This window comes from Streptoverticillium olivoreticuli subsp. olivoreticuli (genome assembly GCF_003391135.1).
Lineage (GTDB): Bacteria > Actinomycetota > Actinomycetes > Streptomycetales > Streptomycetaceae > Streptomyces > Streptomyces blastmyceticus.
The window spans coordinates 7,833,673-7,853,989 of the sequence record NZ_CP031455.1 but is presented as its reverse complement, the minus strand read 5'-3'; the positions used below and the strand labels follow the sequence as shown (position 1 = coordinate 7,853,989).

Annotated in this window: 18 protein-coding genes; 4 read left to right on the top strand and 14 right to left on the bottom strand. The window is 72.4% G+C overall.

The window, feature by feature from the left end; all coding sequences use genetic code 11:
• Positions 1-7: 7 nt before the first annotated feature.
• From DXZ73_RS34060 to DXZ73_RS34040, 5 genes are all read right to left on the bottom strand, one after another.
• Complete coding sequence (locus tag DXZ73_RS34060; RefSeq protein WP_116214792.1) at positions 8-1,123, bottom strand: M14 family metallopeptidase; 1,116 nt, start codon at positions 1,121-1,123, stop codon at positions 8-10.
• Entirely contained in the window at positions 1,120-1,887 is a 768-nt protein-coding gene (locus tag DXZ73_RS34055; RefSeq protein WP_116214791.1) for a hypothetical protein, read from the bottom strand. Before DXZ73_RS34055 ends, DXZ73_RS34060 begins: the two co-directional genes overlap by 4 nt.
• Before the next feature lie 56 nt (positions 1,888-1,943).
• On the bottom strand, positions 1,944-2,663 hold the full coding sequence (locus tag DXZ73_RS34050) for an iron-containing redox enzyme family protein (RefSeq protein WP_116214790.1): 720 nt from the start codon (positions 2,661-2,663) through the stop codon (positions 1,944-1,946).
• 41 nt (positions 2,664-2,704) lie between these two features.
• A complete protein-coding gene (locus DXZ73_RS34045; RefSeq protein ID WP_116214789.1) occupies positions 2,705-3,793 on the bottom strand; it encodes a hypothetical protein in 1,089 nt (362 codons plus the stop codon).
• 275 nt (positions 3,794-4,068) lie between these two features.
• Entirely contained in the window at positions 4,069-5,169 is a 1,101-nt protein-coding gene (locus DXZ73_RS34040) for a hypothetical protein (RefSeq protein ID WP_205519283.1), read from the bottom strand.
• 216 nt (positions 5,170-5,385) lie between these two features.
• On the opposite strand from DXZ73_RS34040, the gene DXZ73_RS34035 reads away from it, so the two are divergent.
• Positions 5,386-7,086, top strand: a complete 1,701-nt coding sequence (locus DXZ73_RS34035) for an aldehyde dehydrogenase family protein (RefSeq protein WP_116214788.1) — start codon at positions 5,386-5,388, stop codon at positions 7,084-7,086.
• Positions 7,087-7,129: 43 nt separating this feature from the next.
• Here the strand turns inward: DXZ73_RS34035 and DXZ73_RS34030 are convergent, their stop codons facing one another.
• On the bottom strand, positions 7,130-8,500 hold the full coding sequence (locus DXZ73_RS34030; RefSeq protein ID WP_116214787.1) for a S53 family peptidase: 1,371 nt from the start codon (positions 8,498-8,500) through the stop codon (positions 7,130-7,132).
• 296 nt (positions 8,501-8,796) lie between these two features.
• Here DXZ73_RS34030 and DXZ73_RS34025 point away from each other — a divergent pair, with 296 nt between their 5' ends.
• From DXZ73_RS34025 to DXZ73_RS34015, 3 genes are all read left to right on the top strand, one after another.
• Positions 8,797-9,333, top strand: a complete 537-nt coding sequence (locus DXZ73_RS34025) for a DoxX family protein (protein WP_116214786.1) — start codon at positions 8,797-8,799, stop codon at positions 9,331-9,333.
• Positions 9,334-9,471: 138 nt separating this feature from the next.
• A complete protein-coding gene (locus DXZ73_RS34020; protein WP_116214785.1) occupies positions 9,472-10,125 on the top strand; it encodes an ABC transporter ATP-binding protein in 654 nt (217 codons plus the stop codon).
• Positions 10,122-10,961: an ABC transporter permease gene (locus DXZ73_RS34015; RefSeq protein ID WP_116214784.1), complete on the top strand. Its 840-nt coding sequence runs from the start codon at positions 10,122-10,124 to the stop codon at positions 10,959-10,961. The genes DXZ73_RS34020 and DXZ73_RS34015 overlap by 4 nt, the downstream gene beginning before the upstream one ends.
• Here the strand turns inward: DXZ73_RS34015 and DXZ73_RS34010 are convergent.
• The 8 genes from DXZ73_RS34010 to DXZ73_RS33975 form a co-directional block, all read right to left on the bottom strand.
• A complete protein-coding gene (locus tag DXZ73_RS34010) occupies positions 10,958-11,680 on the bottom strand; it encodes a DsbA family oxidoreductase (protein WP_116216059.1) in 723 nt (240 codons plus the stop codon). The genes DXZ73_RS34015 and DXZ73_RS34010 overlap by 4 nt on opposite strands.
• Before the next feature lie 94 nt (positions 11,681-11,774).
• The gene (locus DXZ73_RS34005) at positions 11,775-15,518 is read right to left on the bottom strand and encodes a multicopper oxidase domain-containing protein (RefSeq protein ID WP_116214783.1); all 3,744 of its coding nucleotides are present in this window, start codon (positions 15,516-15,518) and stop codon (positions 11,775-11,777) included.
• Positions 15,519-15,612: 94 nt separating this feature from the next.
• Complete coding sequence (locus DXZ73_RS34000; RefSeq protein ID WP_240351612.1) at positions 15,613-16,647, bottom strand: methyltransferase domain-containing protein; 1,035 nt, start codon at positions 16,645-16,647, stop codon at positions 15,613-15,615.
• Positions 16,644-16,937, bottom strand: coding sequence for a Rieske (2Fe-2S) protein (locus DXZ73_RS33995; protein WP_240351611.1), 294 nt, complete (start codon positions 16,935-16,937; stop codon positions 16,644-16,646). Before DXZ73_RS33995 ends, DXZ73_RS34000 begins: the two co-directional genes overlap by 4 nt.
• Complete coding sequence (locus tag DXZ73_RS33990; protein WP_116214782.1) at positions 16,934-17,764, bottom strand: iron-containing redox enzyme family protein; 831 nt, start codon at positions 17,762-17,764, stop codon at positions 16,934-16,936. Before DXZ73_RS33990 ends, DXZ73_RS33995 begins: the two co-directional genes overlap by 4 nt.
• Complete coding sequence (locus tag DXZ73_RS33985) at positions 17,761-18,555, bottom strand: dihydrodipicolinate synthase family protein (protein ID WP_116214781.1); 795 nt, start codon at positions 18,553-18,555, stop codon at positions 17,761-17,763. The genes DXZ73_RS33990 and DXZ73_RS33985 overlap by 4 nt, the downstream gene beginning before the upstream one ends.
• Positions 18,555-19,067 carry a DUF6190 family protein gene (locus tag DXZ73_RS33980; RefSeq protein WP_116214780.1) on the bottom strand — a complete coding sequence of 171 codons (513 nt, stop codon included), beginning with the start codon at positions 19,065-19,067 and terminating at the stop codon, positions 18,555-18,557. The genes DXZ73_RS33985 and DXZ73_RS33980 overlap by 1 nt, the downstream gene beginning before the upstream one ends.
• The gene (locus DXZ73_RS33975) at positions 19,057-20,256 is read right to left on the bottom strand and encodes an aminotransferase class I/II-fold pyridoxal phosphate-dependent enzyme (RefSeq protein ID WP_116214779.1); all 1,200 of its coding nucleotides are present in this window, start codon (positions 20,254-20,256) and stop codon (positions 19,057-19,059) included. Before DXZ73_RS33975 ends, DXZ73_RS33980 begins: the two co-directional genes overlap by 11 nt.
• Positions 20,257-20,317 lie beyond the last annotated feature (61 nt).

Genomic DNA, 20,317 nt, shown 5'->3' with positions numbered 1-20,317 from the left:
GAAGGGGTCACGGTCGTGCGGGTCCGGGCCGCGCCTCGGGGGCGAGCCCGGCGAGCGCCGCGTGGAGGACACCGGTCCCGGCTCTCAGTACAGCGTCGCGCCAACCGGGGTCGTCCGGGTAGAACGCCGCGCTCATCCGCCGCCCGATGCCGTCCGCGAGGGCGGGCCGGTGGCCGGGGTGGAGCCACAGCCAGTTGTCGGCCCGCAGGGCGGTGAGCACCTCCAGGCCGGCGGTGGTGCCCATCTCCAGGGTGATCGCGGTCAGCGGCGGGCCGTCGCCGAGGACGTCGGCGACCAGGCCCGCGGTGTTGCCGGTGATCGGGGTGGAGCTGGAGGTGCCGTCCTCGGAGACGGTCAGCGCGGGGCCGTACCAGGCGCGGGCGCGGTCCAGGGCCCCCGGGTCGCGGCCGCCGCGGAAGATCGGTTCGACGTGGGCCCGTTCGCCGAGTCCGGTGTGGAGGTCGACGTAGGCGACGGCCTCGGCGCCGGCCGTGTACGCGGTGACCACGTCCCGCAGCACCCGGTGCGACCAGGTCGGGGCGGTGCCGCCGTAGAACAGCCCGTCCGGGTGGGTCCACTGGCCCTGGGTGACGGTCCGCTGGAGCGCGCGGGTGCCGTGGGCGGCGGCGAAGGCGCCGAGGGAGGTGTCCGCCCGGTGGTGGGCGGGGCCCTCCCAGTCGTCGGGGACGAGGGCCGCGTGCAGTTCGCCGTAGCGCGGGTTGGCCGGGGGGCGGGCGTGGTCGACGAAGTTGCGGTTGAGGTCGACATTGTCCTCGTCGACGCGGCGGCGGTGGGCGAAGCCGAAGGGGTTGAGGGCGTGCACGGCGACGAAGGCGACGTCGCGGACGCCGTACGGGTAGCCGTCGGCGACGAGCGCGGACTGCAGGGCGGAGCCCGCGTACCCCTCGATGCCGTGGGTGCCGCTGACGCACAGGACGACGCGGCGCGCGCCGGGCGGGCCGAAGCGGGCGACGTCGGTGCACAGCGGCTCGCCGCCGGGGCCGGTGGCGCGGTCGTTGCGGTAGGAGCGGGGGGTGGCGCCGCGGGCCCTCGCGCGGGCGAGGAAGGTGCGGCGCGCCGCCGCGTAGCTCTCGCAGAAGTGCTGGGCGGGGTGGTGGGTCATCGGCCCGCTCCCCGGGGCGTCGCCGCGCTCGCGTGGAAGGCGCGCAGCAGGGCGAGCGAGGCGCCCTGGCCTCCCGCGTCGAACACGCACAGGACGCGGTCGCCGGGCCGGGTGGTGCGGGCGAAGTAGGCGTTGACGCCCGCGTCCCGGCACACCGGGCGCCGGGGGTAGAGGTCCGCGGGGACCCCGATGCCGGAGATCACGCCGGTCTTCGGGTCGAAGGGGTGGCCGGGCGACAGCAGCGCGGCGATGCGCTCGGCGCGTTCCATGTGCGCGTGGTCCTGGGGCGCGCCCGAGCAGTCGGGGTAGAGCGAGGTGCCGGGGATCCGGGTGAAGGTCCGCAGGCCGCAGAGGACGACGGGGTTGTAGGTCTTGAGGGCGATCAGGCGCGGCAGGTCGTCGGCGGTGCGGCCCAGCCCGTCGAAGTGCGCGCCCCAGCTGGCGCGGAGGACGCCGGTGTGCCGCAGCCCCTCGGCGACGAACTGGGTGGTGACGTGGAGCAGTTCGGGACCGGCGGGGAGGTGGTCGGCGCGGGAGGCCAGGGCGCCGACCGCGCCGCCGGTCGCGCGGTCGACGGCCACGGTGATCAGGTCGGCGGAGCGGAACATGTCGCGGCGCAGCCTGAACAGTTCGCGCATCCGCAGGGCGGGCAGGGCGGCCGTGAGGCCGTCGACGAGCCACTCCTCGCGTTCCCCGGTCAGCTCTCCGGGTGGCCTGAGGTTCATCAGTTCCACGGCCGGGCGGTCCCCCGTGACCGTCGTCATCGTGTCTCCCCCGTGCTCGCGCGCGTCCTCGTCGGGTCTGCCGGGCCCCGGCCGGCTCATGCCTCGACGGGGGCGGGCAGGTCCAGGCGCCGGGTGGGGTCGACGGTGAGGCGGTAGAGCTCCAGGAAGTACAGCTGCCAGAGCTGGTAGATGTCCTTGAGGTGGGCGAGGGTGCGCCTCTCGTCCGCGGGGGTGCGGACCAGCCCGGCCAGGACGTCCCAGACGAAGTCGTCGTGGTCGTCGTCCAGGTCGGTGCCGACGTGGGCGCGCTGGCCCTTGATCTTGTCCCGGCCGAGGGTCTTCTCCAGGTTGTCGAGCCAGGAGGGCTGGGTGCGGGTGGTGGTGTACTCCACGAAGTAGACGCTGGCGACGAGGGCGAGCGGGCTGTCCTCGTACTCCAGGCCGTACTGCAGGTAGCCGGTCAGGAGCTTGGTCGACAGCAGGGGCTCGGTGGCGTAGATCTCCTCCTTGGTGACGCCGACCTTGGCGAGGTCCGCGGCGAAGAGGACGTCGTGCAGCATCTCGTCCTCGGTGTAGTGCGCCCACTTCTTGGCCGTGGCCGGGTCGGTCTTGGTCCAGTGGCGCAGGGCGAGGGCGTCGATGGTGCGCTTGCGGCGGAGCCGGAGGATGGTCTCGATGTTGTGGCGCTTGTAGTAGGCGAGGTCGATCTCCTTCGACTCCAGCTGGTGGCGGGCGAAGGGGATGTTCTCGTAGAAGTCCTTGATGCACAGGTCGAGATAGGCGTCCACCCGGGTGCGGAATTCCCCGTTCGTCATGCGGTCCTCTCCTTGTCTGTCCAGCACTGATTGACGGTCCGTCAGTGACAGCCGCATCCCGCCCTGTTGGTCCGCCTGAGACGGCGGGTTGTCGCGGGGGCGCCCAGCAGCACCTCGCCGGCGCCGTCGACGACGGCGGATCCGGGGCACAGGAAGGTGAGCGCGAAGCGGGTGAAAGGGGTCAGTCCCAGTCCGAGGTGCACCACGCCGTTCGTGGCTCCGTAGACCTCGTTGAGGCCGCAGTTGGCGGGGACGGTGTCCATCTCCGTGTGGATGCCGAAGCCGAGCTCCCACACCGGCCGGTAGCGCTCGTCGGAGTCCAGGAGCACCTCGAGGGCCTTAGCGGCGGCCGCCGCGGCGGGGTGGCCGGTCCCCGGGCGGCACGCGGTGACGGCCCCGGCGGTGACGGTGATCACGACGGGGTGCCGGTGCAGCAGCAGCAGCTGCCGGAACAGGGCGTCCTGGGCCGGCGCCAGGGCCGGGTCGTAGCCGGCGTGCACGATGGGCCAGCCGCGCAGGGTGAGTTCGCCGTCCAGGGCGAGGCGGCGGTCCGCGTCGAAGCCGGTGATGGGCATGGGCAGCACGCTGATCTCGCCGCTCGGGGCGATCTGCTGCTCGCCCGGCGCGAGGACCCCGGCCTGGAGGTTGATCTCCAGGTCCGGGTCGTCGAGACCCAGGGTGCAGGAGGTGCCCTGCGCGGCGTCGACGATGCGCGGGCCGTCCGCCTGTTCCAGGCCCGCGAAGAACCGGTCGGCGCGGGCGGACTGCGCGTCGGGGTCGGTGCGCTCCAGTACGGACAGGAAGTAGCGCAGGTGCCCCTTCTCCACGGGTGTCGAGCCGCAGGGCATGACGGCGATGCGGCGGGCGCCGACGACGGCCGGGTCGGGCGAGGTGACGAACGTGCCGGGGCGGACGACGAGGAGGTCCGCGGTCTCGGGGATCCGGGTCGCCAGGAGGTCCTGGAGGGTGTCGGCCGGGCGGGCGGCGACGATCAGCGCCCCGTCGTGGGCCCGCGGCTCCTCGATGACGAAGTCACCGGCCATCGCCTCGTCGGTGACCAGGCAGAAGGCGCCCTTGGGCGCGGTGAACTGCCGGTATGCCGCCGGGCGTACGACCAGTGGGGGTTCCACGGTTTCCTCCTGGATGGGCGTCGGGGATGTGCGACGCTGGGGGTTCGGCGGGTGGGCCGGGCATCAGCCGGCCCACCCGCCTCCTGACGCGGCGGGGGCGGCCGCACCGGGCCCGCGCTCGGCCCGTCGCGCGGCCGGGTCCACCGGCCGGGCCGGGTCAGCCCAGAAGGGTGCCCAGGTAGTTGCTGTTCTTCTTGACCTTGATCTTCTTGTCGGTCTGCTGCACGGCGGATCCTCCTTCCGGACAACTCGGTGGCGTTCTCCCATGCGGGAGTTCATGGGGCGGCCGGTTCCGGGGAGCCCGGCGCCGCGGTGGCGAGCCGGTCCTCGGTGTAGCCGCCGTCGACGCCCAGGACACGGGTCCCGGTGTCGGTGTAGACGGTGGTGCCGGGGGCGATGATGTCGAGGTGGTACTGCGTGTACGGGGTGAGGCCGAGGCCCCAGTGCAGGCAGCCCTCCGTGCCGCCGTACACCTCGTTCATCGCGTGGTTGCCCGGGAGCAGGTCCAGGCTGGTGTTGAGGGCGTGGCCGATCTCCCAGACGATGCGGTAGCGCGAGTCGACGGCGAACATCGCCTCCAGCATGTCCACCGCGGGCCGCGCGCCCGGGGTGTCGGCCCGCAGGGCGGTGATGGCGCCGCCCTCGACGCGGGCGACGACGGCGTTCCCGGTCATCGCCGCGAGCCTGCCGTGCACGCGGGCCTGGTCGCGGCGGGTGTAGGAGGGGGTGCCGTTGTGGAGGATCGGGTATCCGCTCAGGACGATCTCGCCTTCGAGGGGCAGCCGCATGTCCTCGTGGAACTCGGTGATCTCCACCGGCAGCACGCTGATCTCGCCGGAGGGCACGATCTGCTGCTCGCCCCAGTCCAGGGGGCCCGCCTGCTGGTTCCACTCCAGGCCGTCGTCGAGGTGGCGCAGGACGGCCCGGGTGCCGCGCCGGTCGTCGCGGTAGACCAGGTGGTCCGCCGCCTCGAGGTGGTCGAAGAACGTGTCGGAGAAGGTGCCCTGTTCGGCCGCGGAGGTGCGCTCCATCACCCGGAGGAAGTGCCGTACGGTCTCCGTCGACGTGGGCGTGGAGTTGCAGGCCATCGCCATCAGCTTGCGCCGGGGACCGAGGTCCTCCGGGCGCGGCGACGCGAAGAACGCGTGCGGCGAGATCGCCAGGACGTGGGCGGGCTCGGGGATCCGCTCGCGCAGGACGTCCTCGAACGCCTCGTCCTGCCCCATCGGCACGATCACGTGATCCTTGTACGCGCCGCTGCGGACGATCTCGATCCGCCCCGCCAGCTCCGGGTTCGTCACCAGGCAGAACACGGCCCCCTGCGGGGCGCCGAACTGCTGGAGCCGATCGGGATCGACCACTATGACCGGGCTCATCGGTGACCTACCTCCTGGCGGAGCGCGCACTGCGGGACTGCGGAAGTGCCACTGCCTGCAACGTAGGCGCAGCCGGGTCTGCGGGGTGTCTACCGGGCGTCAACCGCGCGTACGCCGGGCCGGTGCGGGCCCCGGGGCGTTGCCAACCGCCCCTGGGAGCGGGCATGTTCGGTGCGGGACTTTTCTCTCCGTGGCACGGGATTCGAAGGAGCGCGCGTGGAGCCGACAGAGCCGTCGCATCAGAACACGGGCGTGCTGCGCGGTGCCGCGGCCGAGTGGGCGGCCCTGCCGGTCGCGGAGGGGCTGCGGCTGCTGATGGCGACGCGGCCGCGGATCGTGGCGGTGGCGGAGCGCTGGGTGGCGGAGTCGTGCCGGGCCAAGGGCATCGACCCGGGTGCCCCGGCGGCCGGGGAGGAGTGGCTCACCGGCCCGTATCCGCTGCTGCGTTACGTCGACGCGCTGACCCGCACGCTCACGGCGGTCCGCGACGGGCGCGACCCGCTGCGGGGCGTCCGCTTCACCGCCCGGCCCGGTGGGCGCACGGCGGTCCGGGTCCTGCCCTTCGACCGGGCTGACCGGCTGCTGCTGCACGGGTTCCGGGCCGAGGTGTGGCTGGCGCCCGGGGTGGACGAGGCGGGGGCGCGCGCCGGTGCCGGGCGTGGCGTACGGCCGGAGGGGGGCGGCGTGTGCGTGGTCCTCGGCGCGGGCAACATCAACTCCATCGCGCCCCTCGACGTGCTGCACCAGCTGTACGCCGCCGGGACGGTGGTCCTGCTCAAGCTCAACCCGGTCAACGACTATCTCGCGCCGCTGCTGCGGCAGGTCTTCGCGCCGTTCGTCGCGCGGGGGTTCGTGCGGATCACCACGGGCGGCGCGGCGGCCGGGGCCGCGCTCGTGCGCGACCCCGGTGTCACGGCCGTGCACGTCACGGGCAGCGCCGCCACGCACGACGCGATCGTGTTCGGCCCGGGGCCCGAGGGCGCCGCCCGCAAGGCCGCCGGGCGGCCCGTCCTCGGCAAGCCGGTGACCAGCGAACTCGGCGGAGTGGGGCCCGCGGTCGTGCTGCCCGGGCCGTGGAGCCGGGCGGACCTGCGCTACCAGGCGCGGCACCTGGTGGCGCAGAAGCTCAACAACAACGGCTTCAACTGCGCGGCGGTGCAGGTGGTGGTCCTGCCGGAACACTGGGACGCCCGCGCGGAGTTCCTCGGCGAACTGCGCTCCGCGCTGCGCGCCGCGCCCGCCCGCGTCGCCTACTACCCCGGGGCGGGTGAGCGCCGGGCGCGGGCGGTGGCGGGCCGCGCGGACGTGGAGCTGCTGGACTCGGCGGAGGTGCCGCGCACGCTCCTGCCGGGCATCGCCCCCGACGCGGACGATCCCGCCTTCCGCACCGAGTTCTTCGCCCCCGTCCTCGCCGTCACGGCGCTCCCCGGCCGGACCCCGGCGGAATTCCTCGACCGGGCGGTGGAGTTCTGCAACTCCGCACTGTCCGGCACGCTCGGCGCGAACCTCGTCGCCCACCCCCGGACGCTGCGGAGCCTCGGCCCCCGGTTCGAGGAGGCCGTGGCCCGGCTGCGGTACGGCACGGTGGGGGTCAACTGCTGGACGGCGGTGGGCTACGCGCTGCCGCGCGCGGTGTGGGGGGCGTACCCCGGGCACACGCCCGCCGACGTCGGCAGCGGCATCGGCACGGTGCACAACGCGCTGCTGCTGCCGGGGGCCGAACGGACGGTGATCACCGGTCCGTTCCGGCCCGCGCCGCGTTCGGTGCTGACCGGGCAGTGGGCGCTGTCCCCCGTCCCGCCGTGGTTCGTCGACAACCGCACGTCCGACGGGACGGGGCGGCTGCTGCTCGCGTACACGGCACGGCCGTCGGGGCGGGGGCTGGCGTCGGTGCTCCGGTCGGCGCTGCGGGGATGAGGCGGGGACGGGCCGGCTGCCCGGCCCGTCCCGGTCGTGAAGGTCAGCCGCGCCGGCTCTCGCGTACCAGTGCCGGGACGAAGCGCGCCGCGTCGATCGTGCCGACGCCCGTCGCCATGTCGTAGCCGTCGACGGCCTTGTAGCCGGTGACGCCCTGGTAGCTGTTGTCCGTACCGTCGTTCACGTCGACGATGCCGGTGCCGGGCCGGTGGTCGGCGGCGCGGTCGTAGAGGGTGTACAGCGCGTCGTGGATGTTGCCCAGCCGGTGCCCGGCGGCCTGGTCGGCGAGGGCGACGATGCCGGAGAACAGGGGGCTGGACTCGCTGGTGCCGCCGGAGACGTCCCAGCCGGTGGCGGCGGGGTCGTAGCTGGAGTACACCCAGGCACCGCCGTTGACGGCGGCGGCCATGGAGATGTCCGGGGTGCCGCGGCGGTCGCCGACGACGTTCTGCACGCTGTCCTGGAAGTCCGGGCGGTTGAAGACGTGCGACTGGCCGCCGCCGCCCGCGCCGTTGTCGTTGTAGACGCTCTCCGGGGCGGTGCGCTCGCCCTTGTCGTTCAGGTGCAGCTGGGTGCCGCCGACGGAGGTGACCAGCGGGTCGGAGGAGGGCCAGGAGTTGACGCGCTCCTTGTAGTAGCCCTTGCCGTCCGCGGTGTTGTCGGTGGCGCCGCCGTCGCCGGAGGAGGCGAGGACGGTCACGTTCTTTCTCGCGGCCGCCTTGAAGGCGTACCGCAGGTCCTTGATGCTGGAGAAGTCGCCCTTGTCGAAGCCGGGGAAGGTGTTCTCCGTGGCGCCGAAGCTCTGGGTGATGACGTCGCCGACACCGTGGTCGATCATGAACTTCTCGGCGTCCATCATCTCCGGCAGGCCGGTTGTGCCCTCGGTCTCCGCGACGGCCGTCTCGACGAGCACGATCTTCGCGTCGGGCGCGATGGCGTGCGCCATCTCCACGTCCAGCGTGGTCTCACCGGCCCAGCCGGTCATGTCCGTGTTCTTCGGGTCCCACGCGGGGACGTTGCCCCACTTGACGACCTTCACCGGGGTGCTGGCCATCCCGAACTGCTTGCTGTAGACGTCCAGGTCGTGCTGGATCGTCGGCGAGCCGAAGGAGTCCACGATCACGATCGTGCGGCCCTTGCCCGTGATGCCCGCCTTGTACAGCGGGTCGAGGTTGTACGCCTTGCGGTACTGGAGCGGGTTGTAGCAGGCGATCTTCCACTTGGCCTGGCACTCCGTGGTCGAGACCGGGCTGACCTGGCCGTGGACCAGCTGGTGGCCTGCGACGGCCGGGACCACCTTGGTCCGCGGGACGGCGGCCGCCGTCGTACCGGCCTGCGGGATCGCCGCGGCGGCGAGCGCGGCGGTTCCTGCGGCCACGGCGAGGACGCGCAACCGGGGGCGGGCTATGTGCATGGGGTCTCCCTCTGTGGGGGTGATGCCGCGAGGAGCGGCTGCCGCGATCCCATCGGGCGAGTCATGTGCAGAACAAGAGCGTTTGTCCCTTGATGCCGAATGCTTTACCTGGCGCCGGATCCTTGGGGCTTTCATGGCCCGCCCATGGGGAAAGGGTGCGGCGTGTCGCACGCCTGTCCGACAGAGGGCGCGCTCTCGGGGCCGTACGGGGAGACACTGGGAGTTGAGCCCCAGGGGGGCCGGGGGGCGCACGGGACACCCGACGACCGGACACCCGGAGAAGGCAGGCACCCACCATGGCTTTCCGCAGCAGACACCCTCTCGCCGGGCAGGCGCCCGACTCGTCCGCGACCGCGTTCTCCGCGGGGATCCTGTTGCTGCGCCTCATGCTCGGCCTGATCATGATGGCGCACGGCGCGCAGAAGCTCTTCGGCTGGTTCGGCGGCGCGGGGATCGACGGGACGGGGAAGGGTTTCACCCAACTCGGCTATCCGGCGGGCAAGGTCATGGCCGTCGTCGCCGGTCTGAGCGAGGGCCTCGGCGGCGCCGGGATCTTCCTCGGGCTGCTCACCCCGCTCGCCGCGGCGGCGGTCCTCGGCACGATGATCAACGCGCTCGACGTGACCTGGGACGGCGGGTTCTTCGCTCCGCAGGGCGTGGAGTTCACGCTCCTGATCGCCGTCACCGCCGCCGCCCTCGCGCTCACCGGCCCGGGCCGCCACGCGGTCGACCACTACCTCCCCGTGCTGCGCCACCACCGCGTCTCCTACGGCATCGCGGCGATCGTCCTCGCCGCCGTGGCGTCGTGCGTCGTGCTGCTGATCCGTGACTGACGGTATTCACATCAAACACACACCGTACGCAACGCGGAGTCGCAGCATCGAGGGGAGGCCGGCCGATGGCCGGCCGGCGCAACGGATTCCCCCGCGGGTCGTTGAGGACAGGGGGATCCGAGGCCGAGGGACAGCTCCATGCCAGGAACACCGCATGCCCTGAGCGTGCGCGACGTGCACAAGTCGTACGGAACCCACGAGGTGTTGCGGGGCGTCTCGCTCACCCTCGCGCCGGGCACCCTCGCCGGGCTGGTCGGGGAGAACGGCGCGGGCAAGACGACGCTGCTGCGCATCCTGTGCGGGCAGATCGCCGCCGACGCAGGCGGGGTGGCGCACCTGGGGGCGCTGGGCTACTGCCCCCAGGACACGGTGCTCAACGACTTCCTCACCGTGGAGCAGCACGTGCGCTACTTCCGGTCCGCCTACGGCCTCGACAATGTGGACCGTGCTGAGGAGCTCATCGAGGAGCTCCACTTCACCGAGTACCGCCGCACCCGGGTCGACGCCCTGAGCGGCGGCACCCGGCAGAAGCTCAATCTGACGCTGGCCCTGATGCACGACCCGCAGGTGCTGCTGCTCGACGAGCCCTACCAGGGCTTCGACTGGGAGACGTACCTGCGGTTCTGGGACCTCGCAGCCCGGCTCCGGGACCGGGGGCGCTGTGTCCTCGTCGTCTCCCATCTGGCCTGGGACACCGAGCGGCTGGACGAGCTGCACCGGCTGCGCGAAGGGGTCGCGGCCCGCTGGGAGCCCGGCCGGGGCACGACCGCGGGCTCGGGAGCGGCGCGGTGAGCCGGGCCCGTTCGCGGCTCACCACGGCCATCGGCTTCGCCCTGCTGGAACACGCCCGCAACCGCTTCGCGCTCGTCCTGGTCGTGTTCTACATCCCGCTGTGGCTGACGCTGGAGCACTGGTTCGTCACGTCGGAGCCCGCGACGTTCCTGCTGCGCGCGACCGGGGCGCGGCTGACGGTCAATGGCGGCCACCTCACGATGGTGTCCGGGGCGGTCAACACGGTCACGCTCATCGTCGGCTTCATGATGTTCATGACGACGTTCAAGTCCCTGGCCTTCGACGGCCGGCTGGTGCTCGCGGGCTATCCCCGGCTCCACCTGCTGATCGCCAAGGTCGTCGCGATGACGCTGGCGGCCGCCCTGATCTCGGGCTACGCCACGGCCGTGGTCTGCTGCTACTGGGACCCGGCACAGCCCGACCTGCTGGCGATCGGGCTGTTCACCGCGGCGGTCGCCTACGGCGGGATCGGCATCCTGCTGGGCGCGTTCCTGCGCGGCGAGCTGGCGGGCATGTTCGTCATCATCATGGTCAGCCTGCTGGACACGATGCTCCAGAACCCGATCAGCAACCCGGCGGCGAGCAAGGACGGGGTCTATCTGCTGCCGGAGTACGGGCCGACGCAGGTGAGCATGGCGGCGGGCTTCACGGACTCGGTGCCGTGGCCGCAACTGCTGCTGGGGCCCGCGTGGTTCGCGGGGAGCTGGCTGCTGGGCACGGCGGCCTTCCACGTCCGCACCCGCGACCACCGCCCCCGCGCCCCGCGTCAGCCGCATCGAGTCCGCCCGTCGGCCGAGGACCGGGGTCAGGGGCAGAGCCCCGTCGGACACGGCTAGGGCAGCAACTTCGCCGCGTGCGTCAGCAACTCCTCGTACACCGCGGGCCGGTCCTCGTCGATCACCGGCGAGCCGACGCCGAAGTCACCGTTCACCCACCGCGCGGACACACCGGGGTTCGAGCAATCCGTACCGTCGTACAGGAAGACGTGCGGACTGCACCGCACCCTCCCGTCGCACGCCGCGCGGTACTGCTCGATCACCGCCCGCCGGGCCCGCCCCGTGTCCAGCGCGTCGGCGAGCGCCTCCACGTCCACCACCCCCGTGGCGCGCGCCGTGTCGAGGATGACGTGCCGCATGGAGATGCACCGGCCCTGCGCCCAGAAGGCGCGCCGCAGGGCCAGGTCGAGTTGTTCGCTCGCCTGCCACCCCTGTGCCTTGGCCGCCTCGACCGCCTCCAGCGCGGGCAGTGTGGTGACGGGGTAGGTCCAGTCCGGGCCCTGCCACAGCCGCCAGCCCGCGTCCGGCTCCAGCGCGCCGAGCACCGAGATCTCCGAGTCCACGCCGGGGCGGGCGTTGACCTCCTCGTTGAACAGCTCCAGCGGGAAGGCCCGCAGGTCGAAGTGGATGCGGCCCTCCAGCCCCAGCCGGCGCCGCGTCGTGTGCAGGCGGTGCACGGCGATGTGCGCGAAGGAGCAGTTCAGGTCGGTGAAGACGACGAGGGTGTCCGGGGTGTGCGGCAGCCGGGGGTCTCTGCCGGCGGCCGTGGTGTGCGGTATGTGCTTCACGTCTCTCCTCACGGGGAGTGCCTGGAGCGGGCACCGTCACGGCGTTGCCCGCTCCGGGCACCTTGTCATGGCGTACGACGCGCCGTCACGGCGTTTCCGTCACGCGCAGCAGCCCCCACCAGCCCTCGCAGACGCCCCAGTGCAGATTGCCGGTGCGGTAGGCGTAGTCGCCGGGGTAGTTGGCGCGGAAGCGGACGGTGCGGGTGCTGCCCGCGGCGAGGGCGCCGATGGTCGAGACGTACGGTCCCCGGCCGGTCTCGGAGCCGTCCCACACCTGGCCGTGCACGGTGAAGCACTGGTTGCGGCTGCGGGCCCCGCCGACGGCGAGGTGGATCGCGACCTGGTCGCCGGCCCGGCACTGCAGCAGCGGGGTGGGCGGCGCCGGGTCCGCCAGCACCGGGTGGAGCGGGTGCAGGGCGGCGGTGCGGTAGTTGTACGCCTTCTGGCCGTCGTCGTCCCTGCTGTCCGAGAACAGATCGGCGACGGGCTGGGTGAGGTCGCCGTCGTGGAAGAGCCGCAGCCCGTCCTGGGGGACCAGCACGAGCTCGTGCACCGGCTCCGCGTTGAGCCTGCGGACGACGGCCCGTTCGCCGGTCCAGCGCTCCTCGCCGGAGTCCGGGTCGTAGGGGGTGGCGTCCGCGGCCTCCACCACCAGCGCTCCCACCAGGCCGCGCCGCATGTGGGAGACCACGTCGGCCTGGTCGCGCAGCAGGGCCACACCGGGCTCGGCGGCGTACCAGTGGTAGGTGCGCGAGCCGCCGGGCTTGACGGTGCCGTCCTCGTTGTGGCCGACGTGGGCGCCGTCGTCGGTGAGGACGTCGTAGCGCAGGCGGGTCGGGTGCAGGGACACCCGGCCGGACAGCACCCGGGAGCCGGGGTCGTCCTTGGCCAGCAGCGGGGGGTCGAAGGCGCTCGCGGGCGGCGGCCCGTCCAGCTCGTTGATCAGGGTCACCTCGACCCATTCGCCCTCCCGGCAGCGCAGCACCAGCGGGCCCTGCCGCTCCTCGCCGTCGACCTCGTAGACGAGCCCGTACGGGTCGACGCGCTTGTCGCTGTAGAGGATGTCGCGGGCCTTGGCGCGGACGGTGAAGCGGCGGACGAGCTGCTTGGGCGGCAGGTGGCCGAGGGCCGGGGCGGCGGAGGGCAGGGCGGCGAGGCCCGGCCGGGGGCTGCCGTGCAGGCGCAGGAGTCCCCAGCAGCCCAGCCAGAGGTCGTCGGTCGCGCCGAAGGACCAGAGGTGGTCGCCCGGCCCCTGCCGGGGGTCGAGGTCGAGGTCGGCGGTGTTGGAGATGCCCAGGGTCCGCTGGCCGCGCCAGGGGGTGTCGGGGCGTCCGCGCCACTCGCGCCAGCGCAGCCCGTTGGTGGTGAAGCTGTGCTGGAGGTCGTGCGAGCCCTGGAGGACGTGCAGCCGGATCTGCTCACCGGGGTAGGCGTGGAGCAGGGGGGTGCCCGGGTCGCCGTGGACCCTGCTGGCGAACCAGTCGGCCGGGTCGCCGCCGCGCTCCGACAGGGGTTCGCAGCGGTAGTTGACGGCCATCACGCCCTGGTCGTCGGGGGCGCCGGGGGTCGGGGGCGGGTTGATGGGCCCGCCGTGGCCACCGGTCATCTGCGCGCCGTCCATCTGCATGTGCTCGACGAGGGGCACGAAGTCGGCGACGGCCAGCACGAATTCGCGGAACTGGCCCTCCGGGCGCTTCACGACGGCCTGGGTGCCGCGGCGCAGCGGAGTCGTCCCGTCGGCGGGCTCGAACCACTGCGCGTCCTCGGCCTCGGCGATCATCGCGCCGAAGAGGCCGTGGCGCTGGCGGTAGTTGGCGAGCAGGTGGTCGTGGAAGAAGACGGTGCCGAACTCCTCGTTCACATACCAGCGGTAGGTCCAGGAGTTGTAGCGGCCGAAGTCCTCCGCGCCCTGGTCGACGGTGGTGGTGCCGGAGATGTAGTTCCAGCCGATGCTGGAGCCGTCGGAGATCAGGGGGTCGTATTTGACGAGGTGGGTGTGGAGTCCGCACTCGGGCTGGAAGGGCAGCCGGGGGTCGAAGGCGCTCTCCTTCTGGGGGCCGGTGGGCAGCGCGTTGGTGAGGGTGAGTTCCAGGACCTCGCCCTTGCGGGCCCGGATGACCAGGGGCTCGACCGTGCGCTCGCCCGCCTCGAGCTGCCGCCGGAACTCCTCGAGCCCGCCCGCCTCCTCGAGCTCCTCGGCGAGGACGAAGAAGTGTCCGCGGTGGTCGTGCCAGGTCATGCCGTGCTCGGCGGTGGGGTCGCCGTGGTAGTAGACGGTGCCGGTGGTGGCGACCAGGTGGTAGCGGCGTACGGGCGCGTCCGGTGGGCCGATCTTGGTGAAGGCCTCGCCGGGCTGGGGGTCCGGGCAGAAGGCGGCGGCCTCCAGCGGGCTGGGCTCGCGGCCCATGCCGATGGGCTGGTGCGGGGTGCGCGGCGGCCGGGGCGACTTCTGCGGGTAGGAGGCGACTTCCCGCATGAAGTTCGGGAAGCCGGGCCTCTCGGGCGTGGGCAGCGGCGGCGGGGCGCGGTGCGGGAGCGGGGCGAGGGCCGTGATCGGGGTGCCGTCGGGGTAGGTCCCGGTGCCGTCCTGGAGGGTGTCGAACATCCGGAAGAGGCCCCACATGCCCATGTGGAAGTGGACGTACATGTGGCAGTGCCAGATCGCGTCGCCGACGGCCGCCTGAGCGGAGCCGAGGCCGCCGATCAGCTCCAGGGTCAGGCCCTCCTGGGGGCTGATGCTGACGGAGTCCACGATCGGGGACTGCGGGTCGGCCGGGTCGGTGCGCCACTGGTGGAGGTGGGTGTGGAAGACGTGGGTGTCGCGCATGCCGCCGTGGACCAGCCGGATCACCGCGGGGTCGCCCTGGTAGCCGCGCAGGACCGGGGTCGCGGGGTCGCCGAACATCCACGAGCTGTGGTGCATCTCCTCGCCCGTCTGGGCGTCGCGCACCGGGTCGAGCCGCCCGCTGTCCAGCATCTGCTGGTAGCGGTACATCCGCCATTCCATGGGCTCGATGCGGAGGTTGACCGGGAGCATGGCGAGGTTGGGCGGGGTGAGGTCGGCGAGGGTGTCCGGGCCCCGGCCGCCCGCGGCCCGCAGGCCCGGGGACAGGGGGGCGGCCGGGGCCGCGTGGGCCGGGCCGGCCGGCGTGTCCATGGAGTGCATCCCGCCCATGGGCATCAGGGCGGAGACGTCGGCGGGGTTGTCGTTGCTGGGGTACTCCATCATGAAGATGACGAACTCGCGGAAGCTGCGGTCGGGCAGGTGCACGTCCGCGTAGAGCCCGGACGCGAGGTCGCTGCCGGTCTCCGGGTCGCTCCAGGTGGCGTCCCGCGCCTCCACCACGAGGGCGCCGATGAGGCCGTGGCTCTGGGCGCCCTCACCGCGCGGGTCGGCCATGTCGCCGAAGTGGAAGACCCCTTCGTGCTCGCACGTCCACTCATAGGTGCGGGTGCCGCCGGGCGGGACGCTGGAGTCGGGGTTGAGCCCGACGGCCAGGCCGTCCTGGGTGCGGGCGTCGTACTGCACGCCCTGCATGGTGATGCCCGTGGGGCGGTCGAGCTCGTTGGTCAGGCGCACGCGCAGCCGCTCGCCGCGGCGCACCCGCAGGACGAGGGGCCGGGCCAGCGGGTGCGGCTCCGGCACCCGCTCGGGCTCCTTGAGGTAGTCCGGGAAGGGCGACGGCCAGGTCGCCGCGAGGGACCGCAGCTCCTCCGCGTCGTCGGCGAGCGTGTAGAGGGCGCCGTTGGAGTCGTAGTCGCCGAACGCGTTGTAGGCGATGGGGACGTGCAGGGCGACGACGTCGTACGTGCGAATGGGTGTTGCCATCAGTTGTGCTCCCCCGTGATGTCGTACGTTGCGCTTGCTCTTGTGGGTGATGTGTGGGTGGTGCGGGGTGCGGGGTCAGGCCGGTCGGCACCGGTCACGCGGCAGTGCTGTGCGCGAACCGCGCGACCTCCTTCCCCTCCGAGAGGACCCGCCCCTCCCACCGGTAGCTCTGCCCGAAGGGCCCGTCCGTGCCGCTCCGGCAGAACGTGAGCACGACCCGGTCCCCCCGCCGCACCGGAACCTGGTCCTCGATCGGCAGGAAACAGTGCTTCCAGCTGTCGGAGGCCGTCCGCTCCGCGATCCCGTCACCGGATATGTCCAGGGCCACCGTGTCCGAGAGCGTCGCCACGAAGTACCCCTTGAAGCCGCTCAGCACCCCGTCACGGTGCACGGTGAAGACGAGCGGCACTTCGTACGTCGCGGACGGCTCCCCCTGCTCCAGGTCGTAGATGCGGACGATCCGCGGCGCGGAGAGGTGGCCGTCCAGCGGCAGGACCACGTCGTAGTAGAGGTCGAACGGGCCGCGGGCCCCCCGGTCGCGCAGCAGCTCGGCGAACCGGCCGGCCCCGCCGCCGTCCTGCGGGGTGCCGGCCCGCACCTGGGCGTGGGCGCGGGCGGCGGTCACCGGGACGAGGTAGCTCTCCACCCGCCGCGGGAGCATCGCGCCGCCGGGCGCGAGGAAGCGGCGGCGCGCGTCGGCGAGGATCGTGGCGAACCCCTCGTTGTCGGCGAGGTTGCCCATGATCTCCGAGATGACGACGTCGACCCGCTCGGGCAGGTCCACGTCGAAGGAGAGGCCGTGGACGGGGAGGAACCGGTCGCCGTGGCCCGCTGCCGCCACCCGGTCGCGGGCGGTGCGCAGCACGTCGGCGTTGAGCTCGATGCCGTAGACCCGGCGGGCGCCCGCCTCCAGGGCCCACTGGGCGAGGATGCCGGTGCCGGTGCCCAGGTCGAGGACGGTGGTGCCGGGGCGTACGGCCTCCAGGACGGCGGCGCGGAAGGCCTCCATCCGCAGGTCGTCGCCGAGCATCAGGTCGTGGAAGGCGAAGTCCCAGTCGGTGAGCCGCTCGGAGGCGGGCAGCCAGACCTGTTCGGCGGTGTACGCCGGGCCGTCGGCCGTGGTGGTCACTGTCGCTCTCCTTGCGTTTGCGCCGGGGCGGTGTCCGTGGTGCCGTGCCCGGCGGGGCGGACCGGGAGCGGGCCCGCGCAGGGGCCCGAGACCTGACGGCCGGTGACGAGGTCGAAGGTGGAGCGGTGCAGGGGGCAGGTGATGCGCAGGGTGTGGGCGTTGACGTAGCCGTGGACGAGCCGGCCCTCGCGGTGCGGACAGGCCGCCGCGATCTCGTACGCCCGACCGTCGACGGTGACGCGCACCCACTCCCCCGGCAGCGGTTCGACGGTGGGGCCCTTCTCGCTCACGCCGCCTCCCGGGCCCGCTCGACGGCCGTCTCGAAGGCGGTGCCGATGAGTTCGGACAGCAACAGCGCGCCGACCCACAGCCGGGTGGGGTCCAGGCCGTGGGCGGCCTCGTACTCCCGGATGGCGACCTGCATCTCCTTGCGGTGGAAGGTGTCGATGTGCAGGTGCTCGGTGTAGTACCGGCCGTGGGCGATGCCGAGCCGCTCGCAGGCGCGGGCCTGGACGGTGAAGGCGGACGGGATGCTGGCCTCCAGATAGGCGAGGGCGCCGAGGAAGTACTCCATGTGCGGGGCGCGCTGGGTGAGCCAGTAGAAGACGTCGAGGAACGCGTAGGTCTCGTCGCTGGTGCGGTCCAGATAGGCGTCCAGTTCGAGCGGGAGGCCGAGCTCCGCGAGGAGCTCCCGGTAGAGCTGGGAGTGGGCCTGCTGGAGGTTGCCGCAGCCGAACTCGTCGATGAGCACCCGCATCACGGCCATCTGCGCGCGGATGGGCAGCCGGGGTATGGCGGGGAAGAAGTTCTGCGCCTCGGTGAGGCCGTCCGGGGCGAACTCCGCGACGACCGCCGTCATTTGACCGAGCGTCGCCTTCTCCGCGAGGTAGTGTCCGGCCGGGGTGCCCGCGCTCTCCTGTGCCAGCAGCTCGTCGAGCGCCTCGACCCATTCGGCGCGGGAGGCGAGCGGTGGCGTGGTCTCCTCGAGGCGGGCCACCAGGGGCACGATCCAGTCGCGTTCGATCCGCTCGATCTCGGCGTAGGTCCGGGTGTCGGGCAGGGAGCGGTTGTGGACGAACAGCCGCTTGAGGTCGCTGTCCGCCGGCTCGGTCCTCATGCGCGGCTCCCTTCCGGTGTCGCGGTACGGCCGGTGCCGATCACCCGGCGGCGGTGGAGTTCGGATTTGAGGGCGCGGTACCAGTCGGCCCGGTCCAGCCCGTGCCGCTCGCAGGCTTCGTGTACGGCCGCGTTGTACACCGGCCGGGCGCCGAACGCCGTGGCGCAGAGGGCGGGTTCGACGTTGGCGAGGGCCATGACCCAGCCGTCGACGTCCCCGCACTCGCCCACGAGGTGCTCCAGGCCCTGGAGGACCGGCACCCCGGGGTCGGCGGCGAGCAGGGCGCGGGTGGCCGCCGCGGAGCCCGCCGAGTCCTTGACGGCGGCCACGCCCGGCAGGGCGCAGATCTTCAGCAGGGTGCCGGGCTCGATGGTGTTCCCGGAGATCTCGGACTCGTGGTAGACGACGACGGGCAGCCCGGCGGTCTCCGAGACGGCCGCGTAGTGGTCGTACATCTCCTGCTGGGTGACGTCCGGCCCGTACGGGGTGGTGGTGACGACCGCGGCGGCGCCGAGGCGGGCCGCGGTGCGGGCCCGCGCGGCCACCTCGGCCGTGCTGGGCCGCTGGATGCCGGCCAGCACCGGCAGCCCGTCCGCGCGGTCGAGCGTGTGGGCGACCATGTCCTGCCACTGACGGTCGGTCAGGGCCCAGCCCTCGCCGGTGCTCAACGCCGGGAGCAGGGCGGTGACATGGGGCCGCACCGAGTCGACGAGGCGGGCGACGTCCCGCCGGGACACCTCGTCCCGGTCGGACAGCGGGGTCACCAGGGCGACCGTCACTCCGTGGTACATCAGTCCTCCCCCCACAGCCGCTCGTGCGGGATCCGCAGGGCGAGCGATGCACGGTAGAGCTTCTCCAGGTCCTCGGGGAAGGCGACTTCCGGTCCCGGTTCGGGCGCGAGGACGGGCAGCGCCCGGCGGGCGAGCAGCCGGGGGCTGACCGAGCGGAGGACGCCGTCGCGGCGCAGGACCATGCCGGCCAGCAGCTGCTCGTGCACGGGCAGGCCCGCCGCGGCGGGCGCGCCGAGCCCTGCCCCGATGTCCTCGCGCGTGTAGCCGAGGCGGTCGATGCGCATGTCGGTGTGCAGGTTGTCCATGAAGGGGTAGTAGGCGTCCTGGAGTTCGCGCGGGAAGCGCCACACCAGGTCGTCGCAGCGGCCCACCTGTTCCAGGCTCATCGCGACCCGGCCGTGGAGGCGGGTGGCGAAGAAGGACTTGCAGGCGATCCGGGTCGCCTCGTCGGCGCTGTTCATGCCGAGGAACAGGGTGGCGTCCACATACGTCGTGCGGAGCTCACCGGGCATGGCGGTCCAGCGCGGCGGCGAGGCGGGTCATCGCGGTGGAGAACATCTGCGGGTCGCGGGCGAGGGCGATCCGCAGATAGCTCTCGCCCTTGCCGGGTTCGCTCCAGTAGAAGTAGCGGCCGGGCAGCAGGTAGAGCCCGTCGGCGGTGAGTTCGCGCTGCAGCTCGGTGGCGGTCAGCTCGGGGTGGTCGATCCTGAACCAGGCGACGCTCACGTTGACCACGGGCTCCTGGTACTCCAGGATCGTCCCGTCCAGGGCCTTCCGGGCGGTCTCGCGGTTGCGGGTGAGGACGTCGCGGACCGAGGAGAGGTCGTCCTCGATGGAGTCCTCGATGTACTCGGCGAGCATGTTCAGCACGAACGGCGAGACATTGAGCAGCACACTGGTGTGGAGGTTGTACACCGCCTCGTGGATATCGTCGCTGACGGTGAGCATGGCGCATTTCGCGTCCTGCACCGGCCAGGTCTTCCCGGTGTCCTCGATCGCCAGGTAGCTGACGCCTGAATTCTCCAGGAGCTCGTACATGTCGAACCGGGCGACGTCGGGATCGAATAGCGTGAAGGAGGCGAAGCAGAAATCAATCACCAGCAGCTTGCCGTGGTCCTTGCAGAAGCGGACGACTTCCTCGAATCCCTTCCGGCCGTGTTTCAGCAGGCTGAACCCGGTGGGATTGTTCGGGTCTACCAGAAACAGCGCGTCGGTGCGGACCCGGCGTTTGAGCTCCTGGTAGATCCGGTCGGGGTCGGCGAACGCCGATTCGTCGACGGGGTGGAGCGGCACCCCCATATTGGCGAGCACGTCGTAGAGATTGTCGAAGCACGGCTCGATGAGGGTCACCGCCATCCGCCGGCGTTTGAGGTACATGCCGACGACCATCGTCGATATGGACGCGGCGTAGGAGAGCATGGTCTTCTTCCGCGCCAGTGCGGTCGGCTGCCGGTGCAGGCGGAAGAAGGCGTCGACGAACCGCTGTTCGTAGGTCTCCTGGAGACCTTCTTCCGCTTCGTACCACAGCTGCGGGAGCCGTTCGACGATCTGCCGCTGGCTGGCCGACTGCCGCTGGTGGGTGTGGGCGTCGGCGAGGTTGAACTCGGTCCGCAGCGCCTGGATCTCGTGCTGGGTGAGGTCGACGAGGGCCCCGTCGGTGAGGTTCTCGGGTGAACTGGTGCGGGTGCCGCTGTGGTTCATGGTTCCTCCCGTGCACACGGTCGGTGATCGGGCCGGCCGGGTCCGGCGCGGTCCGTGGCGC

Coding starts and splice junctions, on each gene's coding strand:
- DXZ73_RS34060 (WP_116214792.1), bottom strand. CDS start 1,123: ATGACCCACCACCCCGCCCAGCACTTCTGCGAGAGCTACGCGGCGGCG.
- DXZ73_RS34055 (WP_116214791.1), bottom strand. CDS start 1,887: ATGACGACGGTCACGGGGGACCGCCCGGCCGTGGAACTGATGAACCTC.
- DXZ73_RS34050 (WP_116214790.1), bottom strand. CDS start 2,663: ATGACGAACGGGGAATTCCGCACCCGGGTGGACGCCTATCTCGACCTG.
- DXZ73_RS34040 (WP_205519283.1), bottom strand. CDS start 5,169: ATGAGCCCGGTCATAGTGGTCGATCCCGATCGGCTCCAGCAGTTCGGC.
- DXZ73_RS34030 (WP_116214787.1), bottom strand. CDS start 8,500: ATGCACATAGCCCGCCCCCGGTTGCGCGTCCTCGCCGTGGCCGCAGGA.
- DXZ73_RS34025 (WP_116214786.1), top strand. CDS start 8,797: ATGGCTTTCCGCAGCAGACACCCTCTCGCCGGGCAGGCGCCCGACTCG.
- DXZ73_RS34020 (WP_116214785.1), top strand. CDS start 9,472: ATGCCAGGAACACCGCATGCCCTGAGCGTGCGCGACGTGCACAAGTCG.
- DXZ73_RS34005 (WP_116214783.1), bottom strand. CDS start 15,518: ATGGCAACACCCATTCGCACGTACGACGTCGTCGCCCTGCACGTCCCC.
- DXZ73_RS33990 (WP_116214782.1), bottom strand. CDS start 17,764: ATGAGGACCGAGCCGGCGGACAGCGACCTCAAGCGGCTGTTCGTCCAC.
- DXZ73_RS33985 (WP_116214781.1), bottom strand. CDS start 18,555: ATGTACCACGGAGTGACGGTCGCCCTGGTGACCCCGCTGTCCGACCGG.
- DXZ73_RS33980 (WP_116214780.1), bottom strand. CDS start 19,067: ATGCCCGGTGAGCTCCGCACGACGTATGTGGACGCCACCCTGTTCCTC.
- DXZ73_RS33975 (WP_116214779.1), bottom strand. CDS start 20,256: ATGAACCACAGCGGCACCCGCACCAGTTCACCCGAGAACCTCACCGAC.